The 18,743-nt window shown below is 43.9% G+C and carries 18 protein-coding genes; 1 reads left to right on the top strand and 17 read right to left on the bottom strand.

Features of this window, described 5'->3' with window-relative positions:
• Positions 1 to 16 precede the first annotated feature (16 nt).
• From QOZ98_RS17990 to QOZ98_RS17980, 3 genes are all read right to left on the bottom strand, one after another.
• Positions 17 to 1,138, bottom strand: a complete 1,122-nt coding sequence (locus tag QOZ98_RS17990; protein WP_308788655.1) for a sugar ABC transporter substrate-binding protein — start codon at positions 1,136 to 1,138, stop codon at positions 17 to 19.
• A 183-nt stretch (positions 1,139 to 1,321) separates the two neighbouring features.
• Positions 1,322 to 1,840 carry a YehS family protein gene (locus QOZ98_RS17985; protein ID WP_308788654.1) on the bottom strand — a complete coding sequence of 173 codons (519 nt, stop codon included), beginning with the start codon at positions 1,838 to 1,840 and terminating at the stop codon, positions 1,322 to 1,324.
• Positions 1,841 to 1,957: 117 nt separating this feature from the next.
• Positions 1,958 to 2,170: a hypothetical protein gene (locus tag QOZ98_RS17980; protein WP_308788653.1), complete on the bottom strand. Its 213-nt coding sequence runs from the start codon at positions 2,168 to 2,170 to the stop codon at positions 1,958 to 1,960.
• Positions 2,171 to 2,428: 258 nt separating this feature from the next.
• Here QOZ98_RS17980 and QOZ98_RS17975 point away from each other — a divergent pair, with 258 nt between their 5' ends.
• Positions 2,429 to 3,859 (top strand): GH1 family beta-glucosidase, encoded by a 1,431-nt coding sequence (locus QOZ98_RS17975; protein WP_308788652.1) that lies wholly within the window; start codon positions 2,429 to 2,431, stop codon positions 3,857 to 3,859.
• Between the two features lie 76 nt (positions 3,860 to 3,935).
• Here the strand turns inward: QOZ98_RS17975 and QOZ98_RS17970 are convergent, their stop codons facing one another.
• From QOZ98_RS17970 to QOZ98_RS17905, 14 genes are all read right to left on the bottom strand, one after another.
• On the bottom strand, positions 3,936 to 4,223 hold the full coding sequence (locus tag QOZ98_RS17970; protein ID WP_308788651.1) for a PTS sugar transporter subunit IIB: 288 nt from the start codon (positions 4,221 to 4,223) through the stop codon (positions 3,936 to 3,938).
• The gene (locus QOZ98_RS17965; RefSeq protein ID WP_308788650.1) at positions 4,220 to 5,584 is read right to left on the bottom strand and encodes a PTS galactitol transporter subunit IIC; all 1,365 of its coding nucleotides are present in this window, start codon (positions 5,582 to 5,584) and stop codon (positions 4,220 to 4,222) included. Before QOZ98_RS17965 ends, QOZ98_RS17970 begins: the two co-directional genes overlap by 4 nt.
• Before the next feature lie 70 nt (positions 5,585 to 5,654).
• The gene (locus QOZ98_RS17960) at positions 5,655 to 6,104 is read right to left on the bottom strand and encodes a PTS sugar transporter subunit IIA (RefSeq protein ID WP_308788649.1); all 450 of its coding nucleotides are present in this window, start codon (positions 6,102 to 6,104) and stop codon (positions 5,655 to 5,657) included.
• Between the two features lie 386 nt (positions 6,105 to 6,490).
• Positions 6,491 to 7,594, bottom strand: a complete 1,104-nt coding sequence (locus tag QOZ98_RS17955; RefSeq protein ID WP_308788648.1) for an ABC transporter permease — start codon at positions 7,592 to 7,594, stop codon at positions 6,491 to 6,493.
• Between the two features lie 2 nt (positions 7,595 to 7,596).
• The gene (locus tag QOZ98_RS17950; RefSeq protein WP_308788647.1) at positions 7,597 to 8,868 is read right to left on the bottom strand and encodes an ABC transporter permease; all 1,272 of its coding nucleotides are present in this window, start codon (positions 8,866 to 8,868) and stop codon (positions 7,597 to 7,599) included.
• A 12-nt stretch (positions 8,869 to 8,880) separates the two neighbouring features.
• On the bottom strand, positions 8,881 to 9,813 hold the full coding sequence (locus QOZ98_RS17945; RefSeq protein WP_308788646.1) for an ABC transporter ATP-binding protein: 933 nt from the start codon (positions 9,811 to 9,813) through the stop codon (positions 8,881 to 8,883).
• A 118-nt stretch (positions 9,814 to 9,931) separates the two neighbouring features.
• Complete coding sequence (locus QOZ98_RS17940; protein ID WP_308788645.1) at positions 9,932 to 10,564, bottom strand: response regulator transcription factor; 633 nt, start codon at positions 10,562 to 10,564, stop codon at positions 9,932 to 9,934.
• Positions 10,561 to 11,703, bottom strand: coding sequence for a sensor histidine kinase (locus QOZ98_RS17935; RefSeq protein WP_308788644.1), 1,143 nt, complete (start codon positions 11,701 to 11,703; stop codon positions 10,561 to 10,563). Before QOZ98_RS17935 ends, QOZ98_RS17940 begins: the two co-directional genes overlap by 4 nt.
• Before the next feature lie 304 nt (positions 11,704 to 12,007).
• The gene (locus tag QOZ98_RS17930; protein WP_308788643.1) at positions 12,008 to 13,009 is read right to left on the bottom strand and encodes a tRNA dihydrouridine synthase; all 1,002 of its coding nucleotides are present in this window, start codon (positions 13,007 to 13,009) and stop codon (positions 12,008 to 12,010) included.
• A gap of 326 nt (positions 13,010 to 13,335) precedes the next feature.
• Positions 13,336 to 14,436: a threonine aldolase family protein gene (locus QOZ98_RS17925; protein WP_308788642.1), complete on the bottom strand. Its 1,101-nt coding sequence runs from the start codon at positions 14,434 to 14,436 to the stop codon at positions 13,336 to 13,338.
• Between the two features lie 91 nt (positions 14,437 to 14,527).
• Positions 14,528 to 15,469, bottom strand: coding sequence for a sensor domain-containing diguanylate cyclase (locus tag QOZ98_RS17920; protein ID WP_308788641.1), 942 nt, complete (start codon positions 15,467 to 15,469; stop codon positions 14,528 to 14,530).
• A 226-nt stretch (positions 15,470 to 15,695) separates the two neighbouring features.
• Positions 15,696 to 16,541: a DegV family protein gene (locus QOZ98_RS17915; protein WP_308788640.1), complete on the bottom strand. Its 846-nt coding sequence runs from the start codon at positions 16,539 to 16,541 to the stop codon at positions 15,696 to 15,698.
• Positions 16,542 to 17,062: 521 nt separating this feature from the next.
• Entirely contained in the window at positions 17,063 to 17,668 is a 606-nt protein-coding gene (locus QOZ98_RS17910; RefSeq protein WP_308788639.1) for a YesL family protein, read from the bottom strand.
• Positions 17,669 to 17,742: 74 nt separating this feature from the next.
• Positions 17,743 to 18,699 carry a carbohydrate kinase family protein gene (locus QOZ98_RS17905; protein WP_308788638.1) on the bottom strand — a complete coding sequence of 319 codons (957 nt, stop codon included), beginning with the start codon at positions 18,697 to 18,699 and terminating at the stop codon, positions 17,743 to 17,745.
• Between the last annotated feature and the right edge of the window lie 44 nt (positions 18,700 to 18,743).

Genomic DNA, 18,743 nt, shown 5'->3' with positions numbered 1-18,743 from the left:
CCGCTTCGCCGTACTTTTACTCTAGCCCTGTAAACTCACTTGCTTCGTAATACTCGGAATCAATCAATTCAGCTTTAACGTTTTCCTGGTCGACAACAATGACCGGCGTCTGTTTCGCTTCTACTTCTACCGATCCGTTGTCATAAGTTCCAGTCGTTTCAGGTGTATTGCCGTCCAATACTTCAACCGCCATGCCCATTGCATCTGTAACCAATGAACGAACATCTTTAAAGACCGTCATGGATTGCTTTTCGTCAATAATGTACTGGATCGATGCTTTCTCAGCATCTTGCCCGGTAATCAAATAGCTGGATACCGCACCATCTGAAGCGAATACATCTGCGATCGAACGGGCTGTCCCATCATTCGGCGCAAGAACGGCGACATCGCCTTTCATGTCATCCCCTACAGAAGTCAAATGCGTTTGTGCTTTGTTTTTGGATTCATTCGGATCCCAGTTGGTCGTAACCTGGCCGATAATTTGGCTCAATTGTTCGCGTGACAGGTCTTTTGTATCTTTTAATGCTTCTGCTTCACTGGAGTTGGCTACTTTGAACGTGCCATCCGCGATTTTTGGCTGAAGCACTTCCCATGCTCCCTGGAAGAACAGGAAGGCATTGTTATCTGAAGAAGCTCCTGCATACAAGTAAAGCGGAATATCCGTGCCTTCAGCATTGTCGACCAGGTACTGTGCCTGAGCCGCTCCCACTGCCAAGCTGTCAAATGTTACGTAATAATCGACTGCATCCGTGTCTGTGATTAAACGGTCGTAGGCAATGATGGTCACATCTTCTGCTTTTGCCGCTTCCACTGCAGCTGCAGCTGCTGGTCCATCGTGGGGAGTAATGATCAGGACCTTGATGCCTTTGTTCAATAAAGCATCAACATTTTCTTTTTCTTTTGCTGAAGATCCTTGGCTGAATAGAATTTCGGTCGAATAATCTGAATCTGCCAACGCATCTTTAAAGCGCTGTTCATCCTGAACCCATCTCGGCTCGTCCTTGGTCGGCAATACAATCCCTACGTCGACAGCTGATGAAGATCCTCCTCCACTGGCGTCGCTATTACATCCGGCAGCTACTAGGGCAAATACCACAAGCATCATCAGAAACAGAACACTCTTTAAACTCTTTCTCATTTTTTTCCCTCTCCCTTTGAATAAATTAAGTACTACTTTAGTATAAATTCAGTTTTCTTTAATGAAAGCGCTATCACTAGCACTCTTTTAACATTATCTGTATTTTTTCAACTTTCTCTAACTTTTTTGCACAAAAAAAAGCAGGTCCACTTGCCGATTAACTCGACAGGTGGAACCGCTCTTTTATTTTCTATATTTGATCGCCAGTCCTTTAAGGAAGTTGCGCGCGTAGCGATCGCCGCATTCTTTGTAATTTTTATGGCCAACTTTTCGCAGCAATGCGCCAAGTTCTCCTCTTGTTACAGTCACGCCGGCCAAATCCCAAATTTCCAGGACATCTTCACTGTTCAGCTGCAAAGCGATTTTCACTTTTTTCAGCAGCAGGTTGTTCGAGCGTTCGTTCGTCAAGGCTGGAATCTCAGGCTGCCCAGGTTTAGGCTCCTGACGGCCTCTTTTAAAAATGATCAGGCCATTCAAAAACGACTCAAACAAATGGTCGTCCGCTTTAATGTAGTCTTCGTTAACCGGCTCAGCCCAGATGCTGTCATCGTCTTCCTCATCGCTTTCCGGAGTTTTTGTCAGCACTTTCAGCACTTCTTCTTTGCTCAGTTCCACGCCGCCCAGCTTGAAAATCTCGACCATATCTTTATTTTTTATGTCCAGCGCATAGCGCAGCCGGATTAATAAATCATTGTTATCCATTCTATTTGCCTCCTGTTGATTTCCCGTATTGATGTCTATCCACATTAAATCCAATTCTAATAATAGCACATATTTTCGAGTCCATCAGGCTTACAAATAAACAGCAAAAAAGACAGCTTATATGACTGTCTCGTGGTTTTCCCTATTCTTTATAGCTTTTAATTGCTTGACCTTATCCTGCAGGTCCACAATAATTTCCAGAGACTCATCATCATCTTTTGACTCTTCATAAAAAAACTGCAAATCGCGCTCCATGTCTGCCAAGCGTTCGTTGTAATGCTTGAGTTTCTCGGCAATAAGCAGTCGCTTTGCTTCTTCTACATTCTTCATTTCTTTTTACCTCCGCCTTAAATGACAAAAGCTTCATTTTCTTCAGTATTCCCCTTTTCAAACCTTCTAATCAATTCTTTTTGTCTTTTCTGTGTCTAAAGAAGCAAATAAAAATCGTTTAGTCTCTTATCTTGAACCTTATCACCCAATAACCACTCTGAATCATCCTGCTCACTATTCGTTCATGTTATGGGATATCTCTCCCGGCACTCGCCTGCTATACTGTAAAGTAGCAAATGCAGATGGAGGTTGTGCAACATGAAAAATAACGAGATTCAAACTAAATTTCCGCATGACTTTTTGTTCGGTGCAGCTTCTGCTTCCTACCAAGTAGAAGGTGCCGCCAATGAGGACGGCAAAGGCCCTACTAACTGGGACGTCTTTTCCAAGATTCCCGGTAAAACTTTTGAAGGAACAAATGGCGACATCGCCGTCGATCATTACCACCGCTACAAGGAAGATGTCCGATTAATGGCTGAGATGGGCCTTGAATCGTACCGTTTTTCCGTTTCATGGGCGCGCATTTTGCCTGACGGTGATGGCGAAGTGAATGAAAAAGGCCTGGAATTTTACAACAACCTGATCGACGAATGCCTGAAATACGGCATCGTTCCTTTTGTTACATTATATCACTGGGATTTGCCGCTGGCACTGGAAGAAGATGGCGGCTGGACCAGCAAGCGGACAGCCGAAGCATTCGTCAAATATGCGGAAATCTGTTTCCAATCGTTCGGCGACCGTGTCAAGCATTGGATTACGTTCAATGAAACTGTCATGTTCTGTGGATTGGGCTATTTAAAAGGCGCGCATCCACCGGGCATCCAGAACAATGAAAAGAAATACTTCCAAGCCACGCATAATGTTTTCTACGCGCATGCCAAGGCTGTCGAAGCTTATAAGAAGCTTAAGCAATACGGTGAAATCGGCATTACCCATGTATTCCTTCCGGCTTACAGCGTCGACGGCAACGAAAGCAATTTAGAAGCTGCCCAGCACGCCAATGAATATGAAACGTTCTGGTATTATGATCCGATTTTAAAAGGAGAATACCCGCCGTACGTCGTCAAGCAGCTGGAGGAAAAAGGCTGGACACCCGACTGGACCGACGAAGAGCTGGACACCTTGAGAAGAAATGCCGACAATAATGATTTTATCGGCCTCAACTATTACCAGCCGGTCCGTGTGGAAAAAAACTTCGAAGCGGTTTCGTCCATAGAGCATTCAAGAGAAAGCTCCACACTGGTACCCGGCAGCCCTTCTTTTGACGGCTTCTACCGGACCGTCAAAATGGATGATAAAACTTATACCAAATGGGGCTGGGAGATCTCACCTCAAGGATTTTTGGATGGACTGCATATGTTAAAAGCGCGTTACGGCGACGTCAAAATGTATGTCACTGAAAATGGGCTCGGCGATGAAGACCCGATCATCGACGGAGAAATCGTCGATGTGCCGCGCATTAAATACATCGAAGAACATTTAAAAGTCATCAAACTGGCCATAAGCCAAGGCATCAACCTGAAAGGCTATTATGCCTGGTCGGCTATCGATTTGCTGAGCTGGCTAAACGGCTATAAAAAGCAATATGGCTTTATTTATGTCGACCATAAGGATGGACTGAACCGCAAGAAAAAGCTGTCGTTCCACTGGTACAAAAAAGTGATCGAGACGCGTGGAGAAGAACTATAATTCCAATAATAAAACCAGCAGCTTGCGAAATCAACTGATTTCGCAAGCTGCTGGTTTTTCTTTGGGTCCCTAGTTGTTATTCGCGTTTGATTTCCGCCCGCACTTTTTCGTACATGGCATCGACGCCGATGCCAGTCAACAACGGCACTCCATCAATCACTTTGTCTTTTATGTTATTTGGCACCAAAGTGGTCGACAGCACAACATCGTATTCGTCAATCCGGCCGATTTCATCACTGACTTTCGACTGGTAAATTTTCACTTCCTGGCTCAAGTTATTATCCTTCAGCCATTGCTCGACTTTTCCTTTGACCACAGTCGAAGTGGCAATGCCTGTGCCGCACATAATCAATAGTTTTTTCATTTAATGTCCTCTCCCTCTCCTGTTGCTGCTGTCTGTTTCTGGCGTTTCGGCTTGATTTTATTCTGGTAAATCAGTCCGAACAAGATCAATAACCCCAACCCTATCATGCCGTACCAGCTGAGGATTTTAGGAATCCAAACAAAGATAAAAGTTGTCCAAACCGCTCCATCGATCAACGACGAAATACTGGTGTTCTCGCCCATCTCGAAGTTTGATGCAATGGCAGCATCCGTAAAGAGCGGCGCAATCCATGTAGCGATATAGAAACCAACGCCGATATAAATCGATCCGCCAATTACTGTCCGGATGATATTCCCTCTGAATATCGGTACCATCAAGCAGATCAGGAATGGTATCGAGGCAAGATCGGCAAACGGCAATACGGAATTTCCCGGCAGCAGGACGGCCATAAAAATGGTGATCGGCACTATCAGCAACGCGGAAGACAGCACAGCCGGATGGCCAATCGCCAAAGCGCTGTCCATGCCGATGTAGAGGTCTCTTCCCGGGAAACGTTTTTTGACAAACTCGCCAGCCGCCTCCGAAACCGGTATCAACCCTTCCATCAACAAGGCAACCATTCGTGGAAGCAGCACCATGACGGCACCGGTCTGAATAGACAGCTGGAGGATGCCTGGGATGTCGTATCCTGCCAACACCCCGATCAGGATCCCGATCAACACGCCAATGATGGTAGAGTCGCCCAGAATCCCGAGTCTTTTTTGGATCGATTCCGGATCGGCTTCGAGCTTGTTGAATCCTGGAATCCGGTCAAACACCCAGTTCATCGGCATCGCCACAAAAGCGGACGGCGCCGAGGTTCCATGCGGAAAGGTGATGTTCTGGAACCCGTAAAATTTCTCGATATGCTTGGCCAAGACGTCTGCCATCAAATAAAGCAGCAGCAAGTGAACAATGATGGTCAAGACCCCCAGCCAAAAATCCGAAGTCAACGCGTAGACCAAGGAGCCCGTGAATGCCACGTGCCAAAAATTCCATATGTCGACGTTCAAGGTTTTGGTCAGCCCAAAAGTCAGCAACAGCAAATTGACACCAACGCCAAGGGGAATGGCCAAGCTTCCCAACGACGTGCCGTAAGAAATTGCCGAAGCCGCTGGCCAACCCACATCAATGGTATTCAACTCAAATCCAAAGTTGTCGACCATTGATTGGGCAGCTGGCCCCAAACTGGAAACTAGTAGTCCGATGACCAGGTTTATCCCGACAAACCCAATCCCGACAATGATGCCGGCACGGAGCGCTTTGCCCGGTTTAGTACCCAGCACCAGTGCAAAGATAAAGATTAAAATTGGAAGCAAAACAGAAGCACCAAGATCTACAAACCATTGCAGGAATCCCATCAACTTCACTCCTCGATTTTTGTTGTATTTATCGAAAGAAAAGGGCTATTCAAGCGGTTTTTCAGTGATTTTATACTTTGCCTGCTACTAACTCATTCAGTGCTCCGACACTTTCGATCCGGACCAGCTTCGAGACCATTTCCGGGTCCTGGATCAGTCCCATTAACTTCTGCAGCATTTCAAGTTGGTCATCCGGACTCTTTAACGCAAGCATAAAAATCAGCTGCACATCCACCAGCTTGTCGTCTGTTCCCATCATCAGAAACTGCACGGGTTTCTTCAAACTGGCAAAAGCAACAGTTGATCGATGCACCATGTCGCCATCGGTATGCGGAATCGCCACACCAAAAGGCTCGGTCGGCAACCCCGTCGGATAGGCCACTTCTCTTTTGAGTATGCTCTCGATAAAGCCTTCCTTGACGTAGCCTTGGTCGATTAGCCGGCTTCCCAACAGCTGCAAAACCTGTTCTTTTGAATCTGCTTCCAGTTCTATAATCGCCAGCTCTTCTTCTATTCTCATTAGCCACTCTCCTTTCCTGGTCTCTTTTGTGCTGTTTCGGCAAAAGCAGCAGCTCGGCATATGTATGGCAATGGTGGCATTCAATGTCTGGGAGTTGGAGAGTCTCAGCTTTTACATATGTTCTTATTCAGCACATTTGATATTAACTTCATTATAAAAGCGCTTTCAATGGAAAGCAATAGAGAATACAGAATAGTCCGTTAACTTAATGACAATGATTTAAAAAAGACAATCTGCTTAGCCATGATTTTGACCTAACGGATTGCCTTTTGTTATGCAGATGCTGAAATTCTTGAGGTTTTAACAACTTGGGGTATTGATAATTCAGCTTAGCCTAGAATTGAAAACAATATTGCTCACTCTCCATTAACACAATCTTGTTCAATTCAATAATTACGCCGTTCCATCAAATTGATCCCAATTCCCATACAAACCACTCCGTATAGCAATAAAATTGAAATAGGTTCACTGAGTTCCTGCCAGCTGCGGTCGTATATTGCGACGCCTTTTAACGCATCAAGACCATAAGTGATCGGCAGGATTTTGGATATTGCCAGCAGCATATTGCTGTTGACCAGTTCAATCGGCCAGAAAGCGCCGCCGATCATCGCCATCCCAGTTGCAATAATCGGAACGACTGCCTGAAGCTGCTGCGGCCGGCTAACCAGGCTCATTACGAGCATGCTGAGCGCAACAATCGCAAACGTGTAGCATGCGATGATCAATAAAATAGCTCCAAAACGATCACCGACGTCAAAATTAAACACGTATTTGAATAATACGAAAATCAACACAATCTGGAAATAGCCGATGGTAAAGCTATACGCTAGATGCCCCAGATAAATTTCCCATTTTCCCACCGGAGACAGGATTAAGCGATCCCAGGTGCCGTATTTCTTTTCTTCCACAATTTTCATCAAACTGAACATGATAGTGTAAACCGAGAAAAACAGCGTCATCCCGAATAAGAGCTGCAATTGATTGTCATATCGGAATTCCTCTTTGCCGTCCAGAGTAGCAGTGACTATTTGAAGCGGCGGCTCTTCCATCAAAGCCGCAACTTCGGTCCGTATATCGCTTCCGGCTGTTTGCTGTTCTACTTGCTGGAAACGCAGTTCCTCACGATATTTCCGGTTTAAAAAAGCTTCCAAGACAAAGCGGCTCATATCATCCGCCGCCAGCACAATCCGGTAATTCCCTTCCATAAGGCGCAGCGCTAAGGGCGCGTCTCCGGCTGCCACTGCTTCGCGCACCTCATTTTCATCCATTAATTGAAACTTGAATTCTCCCGCTTCATTAAGTGAAGCGACCCAGTCTTCAGCCTCGGGTGCCGATAGCGAAGCGTCTGCATAAGTTAGGATTGCCGACCTTTCTGCAGGATTATTTCCGGCCAGTAAAGCGACAAATATAATAGTCATCACTAAAAATGACAGCATCATTACGGGAGCCCGGCGAAATCTTTGCCACTGTAATAAAAAGACAGATTTCATGCTTAAGCCTCCCCTTTTCTCGGAAATATCAGCAAGCTTAAAATTAATAGAAGAAATGTAATCAGGAAAACCCGGCTAAGCGGTTCCCACAGCATGCTGATGTCCAAGTTTTGAATCCAAATAAGAAAAGCATTCAAAGACGCGCCATTCGGCGTCCAGCCCCCAAGCTGCTGGACAAAAGCCGGCATGCCTTCCGTCGGTGTAAAACTGCCGCCAAGAAAAGCAAAGACCGTCACGACACCGCCGGCAAAAACCGTCGTAATGGTGTCGTTGTTATAGCGCATCGTCAAAGCGATTAAAAAGGCAGCCAGTGAACCGACACAGATTGCCAAGCTGAAGGCAATCAACAACATGCCCGGCCAAAACGACAGGTCCGTCAAATCGAATGCACCAAATATCAAGGAAGAAAAGAAAAACAATATGCAGAATTGCAGAAACGTGACAAGCGCCGCTGCTATCGCTTTAGCTCCCAGATAGACATAGGGGTGATGGTCCGACAAAAGAATACGGTGAAAAACAAATTGCTGCTTTTCAACATAGGCCATCGCTGAGATGGTTGCACCGACAAACAAGGCAAACATTACTGCCATGCCAATCGTATAATATTGGAACGAACTGATCGGCTCCACAGCTGAAACACTTTCCACACCTCCAAGCAGAGGCTGCGCTTCTTCTGGCACTGCTCCCTCCCCATCCGCCGCTCTGGCAATAGCACTTTCAAAATTCAGCGACCAAACGAATTCCTCCAAAATATCGTGAAAAACTTCTGACTGGGTTGCTGCATAATCCGAAATCAGCAATTCCAGTTCGCTTCCGCCGCCTGCCCCTAACATCATTTTTTGCAGCGCATTAAATGTAAAATCTTCTGGAATGGTGAGGATTGCCACCACTTCTTCTTCTTCCAAAGCGTGCGTTGCCGCTGCACCATCCATTTCCTTTGCAGTCACCAAACTGCTTAAGCTTTCATCGCTTAAAATCTCCTGCAGCATGGAAGAGGGACTGGTTTCTTCGGCAGCCGCCATTATTCCATTTTGCGCGTCTGCAGGCAGGCCTGATTTTCCAAGCTCTTCCGCAAATCGCTGGATTCCCTGTTCTTCATCGTCTTCCTGGACAATGGCCACTTCCATCGATAAGACTTCCGAGTTTCCGCTAAGCAGGCCGCTCAATGCAAACCCCAGAATGGCTATTAAGATGAATGGCATCGCCAAGAGCACAACCAATTCAGTTCGATCGCGAAATAAAACCAGGATGTCTTTTTTAAAAAACGCATACATGGGACTGCCTCCTCAATCTCTCAGTTTTCTGCCTGTCAGATGCAGGAACACGTCTTCCAAGCTAGGCGTCTGGACATTGACATTGATAATTTGAACCTGATGACGTTCGGAAGCCTGAAACACTTTTCCCAGCACCCGGCTGCCTTTTGGAAGAATCAGTTTGATGCCTTTTTCGGTCTCAGTTGCCTGTTTAATCATTTCAAAAGATTGAAGTTCCTTGAAAAACTCAGGATACGGGCGGTCCAGTTCAATCCATACAGTTTCTTCACTCGAAAGAATGCTTTTCAACTCTTCTTTTGTACCGCTGGCAATGATTTTCCCGTGGTCCATAATATAAACGCGGTCGCAAAGGCGCTCCACTTCCTCCATGTAATGGCTCGTGTATAAAACCGTCAATCCTTTTTCCTGATTGAGCTGGCGCACCATCTCCAGAATGTGGCTGCGTGATTGCGGATCGATTCCGACAGTCGGTTCATCCATGATAATCACTTCAGGTTCGTGCATCATAGCCGCAGCAATATTGACGCGGCGCTTCATTCCGCCGGAATAAGTTTTGACAATTTCTTTCTGGCGCTCCATCAATCCGACCAATTCCAACGAGCGCTGGATAGCCGTTTCTAGAGCTTTTCCTGAAAGTCCATAAATCCGTCCAAAGAATTTCAGATTTTCATACGCTGTCAATTCTCCGTAAAGGGCAATTTCCTGCGGCACCACGCCAAGAACCCGCCTCATTTCACTCGGATTTTTAATGACGCTTTTGCCATTCAGCCGAACATCTCCAGACGTCGGTTTCAACAGGGTCGAAATCATGGAAATTGTCGTAGATTTCCCCGCTCCATTCGGTCCAAGCAAACCGACCGATTCTCCCTTATCCAAATACAGGCTGGCCCCTTCCACTGCCGTCTTGCCTTTAAAAACTTTCTTCAGCTCTTCAGTCTCCAGCAAAGTTTCCCTCTCCTTTCAATCTCCGATCCATTAAGCTCAGTGTATGTAAAAAAAGACAGTGTCTCCACTGTCTTGCGTCATCTCTTTCATCTAAAATCATGACCTCCGTCACCTTCACTTACACCAGTCCATGCCGAATGGCGTAAATGGCGATTTGAGTCCGGTCCCGCAGCTCTAGTTTATCCAAAATAATGCTGGTATGGTTTTTCACGGTCCCGACCGACAGCGCCAGTTCATCCGAAATTTCACGATTGCTGCGTCCCTCCCCGATGCGGCATATGATGTCCAGTTCTCTCGGCGTCAAAGATTCATCCACTTTTTGCTTCGCAGGCTGTTTCATCAGTTTAGGAAGAATATTGGCAGCCACATGATCTTCGAGCACAAGTCCGCCATCCAGGCAGCTTCGAATTGAACGGATCAGCTCTGACGTATCTGCATCTTTCAATAAGTAACCTCTCGCACCGCTTTTCAATGATTCAAGTGCATACTCATCATCATTAAATGTAGTCAGCATCAGCACTTTCTGTTTCGGCCAGCGCGATAGGATGATGCGAGTCGCCTCAAGCCCGTCCATCACCGGCATCCGGATATCCATAATGATCAAGTCGAACGAATGCGTTTGGCATAACTCCACTGCTTCTTTGCCGTTTACTGCTTCTCCCGTCACTTGAATAGCTCCATCTGTTTCAATCATCATTTTTAAGCCTTGCCTCACCATTACCTGGTCTTCGGCCAACAACACACGAATCATTCCAAACCACTCTCCTTAACGATTAACGGCAATGACCCTTTGACGATGAATAAACCGTTTTCCGGTCCCGCTTCACATTCCCCGCCAGCCTGCTCAATCCGCTCACGCATTGAAGCTAATCCAAATCCTTCACGAAACGCAGCTGCCTGCACTGTTTTATTGCTTACGGTAAAGCGAAAAATGCTGGACCCAGGCGCTTCAAAGACAATATCCGCTTCACGCGCCTGGCTGTGCCGCATAACATTCGTCAACGCTTCCTGCACTGCCCGGTAAACAATCACCATTTGGTCGTTTCCAAGCGGGGCGGACAAAGCCCCATGCTTCACAGAAAATTGGATGCGAAGAAAACTTTCAGCCTCCAGTTTCCGAATCAATCCAATTATGGCAGTGACCCCTCCAGCCTCATCATGCTTCAAGGTCTTTACGGCGCTGCGCGTTTCCTCCAGGCTTTCTTTTGCCAATGATTTCAAATCCTGCAGATGCTCTGCAGCATCCCCATCTGCTTGCAGCCGAAAAACTTCCAATTGCATCAACAGTGCCGTCAGTTTATGGCCCACAGAATCATGGATGTCTCTGGCAATTTGCGTCCGCTCTTCCTGTCGTGCTGCTTGTTCATCTGTCAGCAAACGCCGTTTCATCTTGCGGTATTCGCTTAACAGGGCTTCATTGCGCTCCTGCAGTTCTTCTTCCAGCACATAGCTCTTCTTGAAAAATATCAATGCCCCGCTCACCACCAAACCGTAAAGCAAAAGAAACAGCGGTGGCCACCCTGCATTTCCAGCTATGCTATGCAGTAAAGCGCCGGCTAATACAACAACACCTATTACGGCAGCAGCTTTTCCTGAAAGGCGGTATACCGCTTTCCCAGCGATAATCGTAAAGACCATGAGTGGAAAAGGATTCAATGCCGATTCTGATTGGGGCCAAAATATTAAAATTGTTAAGATCGCCATCACCAATAAATTCAAAAATGCAATAAACGGATTTCTTCTTACTAAAGGCATCAGGAAAAACAAACCGAAAAATAACGCACTGCCGAGAATATGCAGCGACAATTCATTGATGCCAATAGATAATTGGATCAGCCCCATCGTCCAGGAGGCTCCCAATATCACTAGCCAAAACCAATACGATCGCATGCTCCATTCCCCCACTACTTTAATTTCTTTATATTGTCTCAATCCTACTTGATTTAAAACCGGGCATCATCAAGTTATTTATGGAGGCATACAAAAGATGCTATGTAACCATTTCGGCTTTGAACAGAACTTCTCCTCTTTCCAGGATGACTGAACTTTTTATTGCCTCTATTATAATACGGTCAAAACCAAGCTGGCGGCCTATACAAAAAGCCCGCCTGGATATTCCATTTTTCGGAATACACAGGCGGGCTTTTATTGTATAGATGGCTTTGTCAGTAGTTTCGATGCTGCTATTCAAAGCTCAGCTGTGTTCTGCAGCTTGCACCAAATTCTCTTCTTCCAGCGAAGCCTCGAAGTCATTGAGCAAGGCACGCACTTCATCTGTCGTTTCTGTATACATCAATTGATTTCTCAATTCTCCAACCCCGCGGACTCCGCGGACATAAATTTTAAAGAAACGGCGAAGCGGTTTGAATGAAATCGGTTCGATGTCTGTAGAATATTTGTCGTGAAGATCCAGGTGCAGCCTTAACAGATCAAACAACTCTTTGCTGCTATGCTCTTTTGGTTCTGTCTCAAAAGCGAACGGATTGTGGAAAATCCCGCGTCCGATCATGACGCCATCGATGCCGTATTTATCGGCAAGTTCTTGCCCCGCCTGGCGATCCGGAATATCTCCATTGATCGTTAGCAGTGTATCCGGCGCTATTTCGTCCCGGAGTTTCTTGATTTCCGGAATGAGTTCCCAGTGTGCAGGGACAGCACTCATTTCTTTTTTTGTGCGCAAATGGATCGATAGATTGGCAATGTCCTGCTCCAATACATGAGTCAGCCAGCCTTTCCACTCGTCCACGTCGGTATAGCCGAGGCGTGTCTTGACACTGACAGGCAATCCGCCCGCTTTTGCCGCTTGGATGATCTCAGCGGCGTTATCCGGGTAATTGATCAGCCCGCTGCCTTTTCCTTTGGCTGCGACATTCGGCACAGGGCACCCCATGTTAATGTCGACACCTTTAAAGCCCTGTTTGGCCATTCCGATGCTCATTTCACGGAAATGCTCTGGTTTGTTGCCCCATATGTGAGCCACCATCGGCTGTTCGTCTTCAGTAAACGTCAAACGTCCACGCACGCTAAAAACTGCTTCCGGGTGGCAATAGCTTTCTGTATTCGTAAACTCGGTAAAAAATACATCCGGTCTTGCTGCTTCAGCCACTACATGGCGAAACACGACATTCGTGACATCTTCCATTGGCGCCAACACAAAAAACGGCTTCGGCAAATCACGCCAAAAATTCTCTTTCATATTCCATTTTCAATCCTTTCGTTACGGGATGGAAGGCCAGGCTTTCATCCGAAAATTCTTCTTAGTTTTATCGTGAAAATCAATAATCATTATCTATATCTATAATGCCATCTCATTTTTTCTTAACCTTATACAGTTTACACGAATCGTGCGTTTGTGGAAAGCGGCGGGCTTTAAACATCGGTTCATATGTATAATTGGTACTTGTTTATTTCCCGGGGACAATTTAGTAAATAAGAATACCAAAACGGCAATAAAAAACCTCTCCGCAATTCCCAGAATTGTGGAGAGGTTTTATACTATTGGCAGTTGTTCGACATCAGCTTCTAGTCTTTGAAATGATGTTTCATGCTTTTATCAAGCTGCTCAAATACCTTTTTTACAAGTTCTTTAGGTACCTGTGAATACTGATCTCCCATGCTCACTTCAAACGAACACGACTGTTCTCCGTTCGCTTTTAAATGAGTGGTTATCCCTACACCCATTTCTTGTTCCAACTCTAACAACATTGGTTCTATTTGCTCTTTAGCTTGCTGGAAGTGGACATGGAACATATTTGAAACAGGGACAGCGGGCAATGTGGAAATGCCATAACAAGAATTAAACCATCCAGCAAGTTCCTTCGATTCTTCGAAATACTGCTCCATTTTGTCTACACGCTGATCAAAATAAAAATCGGCTGCGATAATGTAAGGGTACAAACTGATTAAATCACCGCCATGCCGTCTTTTCCAAACTTTTGACTGCTCCGTAAAATCTCGATTCCCCGCTAATATGGCACCAGCAATTCCGCCTATCCCTTTGTATAAAGATAAATAGACACTATCAAACAGCGCACAAACTTCAGCCGCAGTCTTTTGGTAATAAGGCAGAACTTCAAGCAACCGGGCTCCATCTAGATGCAGCCTGATTCGCTTGTCGCGGCAATACTGTGAAATTTTTTCGAGTGTTTCGAAGCTCGGCAATTGCCCGCCGATTTCGCGTTGCGGCAATTCCAGCAGCACAGCCCCTACCCCGTCTTCCATTTTCAGTACATCATCCAAATCGATTACGCGGTCACGATCAGTTAGAAAAACCGATTCAATGTTATGCAATTTTTTTAACCCATCTTCTTCATGAATTTCTAGATGGCTAAGCGGATGGTAAGCTACTTTCTGTAGCCCTTTTTCATCACACCAGATGCGCAAGGCAATTTGCTGGGCCATTGTGCCGCTCGGGAAAAAGACAGCGCTCTCTTTCCCTAATAAGGCAGCCATTTTCTCTTGAAAATCTTCAATCACTTTGCCTTTTCCATACAAATCACTCAGCAACTCGTCATCTACACGGTGAAAAGCTTCTTTCAACACTTGAACATTCCGCGCACCGTGGCCCGTCAACTTGTAAGTGGATTGGTTGTATACGCTTTGCAGTTGACTTAGTTCTCCCATCTTGTAAGCTCCCCTCGAGTTCTGCTGCCTTACCAAGCATAACTTATAAATTTTAGTTTTTTTGAACCCGTGTACGTGTTGGAAGAACTGCTTAGAAAAAGTTATATGTGTTTTTCCCTGAAGTTTTTGCACGATACAATGCCTGGTCAGCATTTTTCAAAAGCGTCTGTAAATCATCCCTGCCATTGACCGGGTACGTGACAATTCCGATGCTTGCAGAAAGTTGATAGTCGGCATCCCATGTACTTAAGCTTTTAAGCACATATTCTGCCTGCTTGCCCATTTCTTCTTGGCTGGATAGGCCGGATAAATGAATGAGGAATTCATCTCCCCCTAATCTGACTGCAAAAGCTTTAGGATGTTCAGCCACATACTGTTGAAGCCTCGAAGCGACTTCCTTCAACACCAAATCCCCCGTATCGTGGCCATGGATATCATTTACTTTTTTAAAGCCATCCAAATCCAAAAAGAATAGCACTCCTGCTGACTTAGAGCCATCTTCAAAAAACTTTGTAAGATAATGTCTGTTGTATAGTTCAGTCAACGAATCTCTATAGGCAAAGCGTTCTAAATACAAATAATACGAGAACATCCTAACGATTCTTTGCAACAATTCGACACTCTTTTTGTCAAACTGACTTTCCTGGTCATGTACCGCACATAATGTTCCAAACCTTTCGCCATTCATCAGAGAAATAGGAATTCCCAAATAAGATCGAACGTTAGCTTCTTCAAGTGCATTTCTTAAATCATCCAAACTGCTTTCTTTCCTAGTATCCTCATAAATCAATGGTTGTTTGTTATCAAAATCGACTCGATTGCAAATCGTTTCGTTCAGATTTACAACCAGTCCTTCGGTAATAAGAATATTAGTATCATTATTTGATAGCTTTAGAATCATTTGCTGCGTATCGCTGAAGGAACTTAAATAAAGTAATTGGTCCGGCAATATTTCTTTTGCCAAATCAAGTACATCGCTACTCAACTCATCAAAATTCTTATACATTTGCAATTCCTGAAATGTTGTTACCATAAAGCACCCCACTTGTTGTCATATTTCACTTTTATCAGTCGATCAGATGTCAGGTAAAAGGCAACAGACTTAAATCTGTTTCGCCATTTTTAGAAAGTTCCATATCTTACTGTATTTCTTAAAGTTTAACATATAAAAAGAAGAATATAGCAAAAAGAAATAAGAGACAAAGCCACTATGGCTTCGCCTCTTACTTCCTACACTTTTTAAATTTCGCTGCGTCAAATCAATAAGCAACCCAGCTTAACCCCGTAGTTCCTTCACCGGCGTGAACTGCCACACAAACACTCAATGAAACAACCGGCACTTTTAAATCTGGAAACTCCTGCAACAGCTCACTCTTCCAGATTTCTGCATCCGGTGCGTTATTGCAGTGAATCACAGCAACTTCCGGTACAGTGCCCCGGTCCATATCCGCGCGAAGCGACAGCACTACCTTTTCTTTAGCTCGCTTATTTAAACGGACTTTTTCTTTCATGACCGGTTTGCCGTCCTCAAAACTGATGACCACTTTAATGTTCAGCAAGTTGCTGACAAATGCCTGTGTTCCCGAAACACGTCCGCTTTTATGCAATTGCTTTAAACTCGAAGGAATAAAAGACAACTTCGATTTAAGCGTCATTTCAGTAATAGCTGCAACTACTTCATCTATACTTTTGCCATTTGCCAACAGCTCCTCACCAGTTTCAATCATTTTCACCATGGGGAAGGAACCAATCTTGGAATCGATTGGATAGACTTTGAAATCGGACATTTTTGCTGCTGCCTGCGCGCTTTCAAACGTTCCTGAAAGCCCACTTGATAAGTGCAGCGCAATGGCAAAATCATATCCTTCTTCTTGAAGCTTTTCATATAAAGAAATCATTTCGCCAATTGCAGGCTGCGAAGTTTTCGGTGAGGCTTTCGCTAAACGTAATTTATCGTAAAACTCTTCTTGTGTAAGATCGATTGATTCCCGAAAAGACCCATCAGCAAAAACAACACTAAGGGGCAGAATGTGTACATTGTGTTTTTGGATAAAAGCCTCATCTAGTTGCGCAGCAGTATCTGTAATCCAAGCGATTTTCTTCATTCAAAACTTCTCCTCTAAATGCAAATTTACTATCAAAGTATGCGGTCTACAGCTAACTTACAGGACAGCTGAATGGTGCGCTAGTGACAGTCGTCACATACGGGAAAAGTTTTAATTCAGTCGACTTGTTTTGAACATATCTAGGGTTTTTCCTTTCATTTGTAGGGAGATGAAGAAAGGAGTTCTAAGAAAAAAGCCTCTTACCAATTCAATAAATTGGTGAGAGGCTTTCAGGATTTAGATTGAATATGGTTTGGTGAAGCATTCTTTAGTCTTTGAAAAATCGAAAACTATAAGAATTTGTTACATCATGCCGCCCATATTTAGGGTGCATATTTTGCCTTTTCATAGGATGTAAAAACTTAGCGCTCTCAAAGGTTTCGGAACTAACTAACTTATAGAGATTCACCAAAACTCAAAAATAAGTTAGCAAATTACAATCTAAGGAGCGATTCTATGAAAACGATCAATTAAAAATTGATTTTTATAAAATTAAATCCTTTTCGATTAAGATTATTCAACTAAACTTCTTTCTTTGAAAAAGATAAATAGGCGATTTTCATCAACACAAAACTAATTAAGCTTATTCCAAATAGCAATATTAATACTGGTAATTGTAAATATAAAAATAAGATGGTGACTATACTAATCGCCATTACCAAAGTATGCAAGGGTCGGGCAATGACAAGGATGAATGCGTGCTTTGGGTACTGCCAAAGCTTTAAATCATAGTGAACAAATACAGAGAAGATATATAATAAACTGAGAAGGTATACGAATACAACAACCACAGTCACACTCATCAAGATTATATAAAGCGTATCCTGATTTATATAGTGTAGTACTTTAAAATCTGTATATAATACTAATCCAATAAACAGCATAATATAACCAACAACATTGGATGCTATGAACTCCGATTTAAATTTATCCCAAAACAGCTTTATAATGGAACCATTGTCTGATTCCATGATAATAAGCCTCATTACCGCAAATAACGCCGCAGTCGCAGGAAAAATCCCTAATATAAATAAACCGAAAAAGGAAAACAATAACCACAACAAGTTTAACAATACTAAATTAAATCCAAGATTTCCTATTCGCATATACCATTGTGTGCCATACATAATTTCATGGACCCCCATTTAAGCTGGCAAAATCGATTCTTCAGCTGATGGCATTAACTTCTTTATCCTATATATTATATGACTTCATCTAAAGTTGGAATAGCAGAAATTGCACCTACTCTTGTACAAACAATCGCACCCACTTTATTGCTTAAATAAGTTATTTTTTTTATCTTCTCAAAGTCCTCCAGAACTTTTTTTGCATCCTTCTCTCTGGCAAGCTGGTACAGCATTGCGCCAACAAATGCATCCCCCGCACCAGTCGAATCTACGGAATCTATCTTAATACTTGGAACTATTTCTTGCTTATGGTAATTAGAAATCAAAGTTCCCTCTTTACCTAGTGTAAGTGCAATTAAACTCGTTCCCATTTGGTGGAGAAGCTGAATTCCGCTCCTAAGATCCTCTGTGCCAGTAATAATCTCTAATTCTTCTTGACTGACTTTTACAAAGTCAGCTAGTGCAACTCCTTGTTTCGTTAACTCTATAAAATGAGTTTTCTTCCCTTTCCAGAGATCTGATCTGTAATTAGGATCAAAAGAAACAAATTGCCCATTTTCTTTTGCCAACTTCATTGTATTTAGGTATGTAGATTGGAACGGTCCTTCCAGTAAAGCGGTTGCAGATCCAAAATGGAGAATGGCAGCTTCTTTTAATTTCTCTTTATCCAACTCTTCTTCCTTCAAAAATGCATCGGCACCTCTGTTAAAAACAAAATCCCTTTCTCCATTCTCCATTAAAGAAACAAAGGCTAGTGTAGTCGGATTAACATTATCGACTACAAGCATGGAAGTATTAACATTTATTTCTTCCAAAGTATTTTTCAGGAATTTTCCGAATGGATCGTTTCCAACTTTTCCACAGAACAATGCAGTTCCACCCAATTTCACTATAGTGGCACATACATTAGCAGGTGCTCCGCCAGCCTGTTTTTCAAAGATATTTCCTTCCACTAAATTATCTCCCGCATCTTTACAATAAAAATCGATTAACAACTCTCCAATACAAACTACAGACGTATGTTCACTCATACTTTTACTCCCCTCGTTAACATGTGAAATATTATAAAAAAGAG

Source organism: Planomicrobium stackebrandtii (genome assembly GCF_030814955.1).
GTDB lineage: Bacteria > Bacillota > Bacilli > Bacillales_A > Planococcaceae > Planococcus > Planococcus stackebrandtii.
This window is presented reverse-complemented; position numbering and strand designations above follow the sequence as displayed.

Excerpts from the sequence above, each read along its gene's own strand:
- QOZ98_RS17990 (WP_308788655.1), bottom strand. The coding sequence starts at position 1,138 with ATGAGAAAGAGTTTAAAGAGTGTTCTGTTTCTGATGATGCTTGTGGTA.
- QOZ98_RS17985 (WP_308788654.1), bottom strand. The coding sequence starts at position 1,840 with ATGGATAACAATGATTTATTAATCCGGCTGCGCTATGCGCTGGACATA.
- QOZ98_RS17980 (WP_308788653.1), bottom strand. The coding sequence starts at position 2,170 with ATGAAGAATGTAGAAGAAGCAAAGCGACTGCTTATTGCCGAGAAACTC.
- QOZ98_RS17975 (WP_308788652.1), top strand. The coding sequence starts at position 2,429 with ATGAAAAATAACGAGATTCAAACTAAATTTCCGCATGACTTTTTGTTC.
- QOZ98_RS17970 (WP_308788651.1), bottom strand. The coding sequence starts at position 4,223 with ATGAAAAAACTATTGATTATGTGCGGCACAGGCATTGCCACTTCGACT.
- QOZ98_RS17965 (WP_308788650.1), bottom strand. The coding sequence starts at position 5,584 with ATGGGATTCCTGCAATGGTTTGTAGATCTTGGTGCTTCTGTTTTGCTT.
- QOZ98_RS17960 (WP_308788649.1), bottom strand. The coding sequence starts at position 6,104 with ATGAGAATAGAAGAAGAGCTGGCGATTATAGAACTGGAAGCAGATTCA.
- QOZ98_RS17955 (WP_308788648.1), bottom strand. The coding sequence starts at position 7,594 with ATGAAATCTGTCTTTTTATTACAGTGGCAAAGATTTCGCCGGGCTCCC.
- QOZ98_RS17950 (WP_308788647.1), bottom strand. The coding sequence starts at position 8,868 with ATGTATGCGTTTTTTAAAAAAGACATCCTGGTTTTATTTCGCGATCGA.
- QOZ98_RS17940 (WP_308788645.1), bottom strand. The coding sequence starts at position 10,564 with ATGATTCGTGTGTTGTTGGCCGAAGACCAGGTAATGGTGAGGCAAGGC.
- QOZ98_RS17935 (WP_308788644.1), bottom strand. The coding sequence starts at position 11,703 with ATGCGATCGTATTGGTTTTGGCTAGTGATATTGGGAGCCTCCTGGACG.
- QOZ98_RS17930 (WP_308788643.1), bottom strand. The coding sequence starts at position 13,009 with ATGAAAGAGAATTTTTGGCGTGATTTGCCGAAGCCGTTTTTTGTGTTG.
- QOZ98_RS17925 (WP_308788642.1), bottom strand. The coding sequence starts at position 14,436 with ATGGGAGAACTAAGTCAACTGCAAAGCGTATACAACCAATCCACTTAC.
- QOZ98_RS17920 (WP_308788641.1), bottom strand. The coding sequence starts at position 15,469 with ATGGTAACAACATTTCAGGAATTGCAAATGTATAAGAATTTTGATGAG.
- QOZ98_RS17915 (WP_308788640.1), bottom strand. The coding sequence starts at position 16,541 with ATGAAGAAAATCGCTTGGATTACAGATACTGCTGCGCAACTAGATGAG.
- QOZ98_RS17910 (WP_308788639.1), bottom strand. The coding sequence starts at position 17,668 with ATGTATGGCACACAATGGTATATGCGAATAGGAAATCTTGGATTTAAT.
- QOZ98_RS17905 (WP_308788638.1), bottom strand. The coding sequence starts at position 18,699 with ATGAGTGAACATACGTCTGTAGTTTGTATTGGAGAGTTGTTAATCGAT.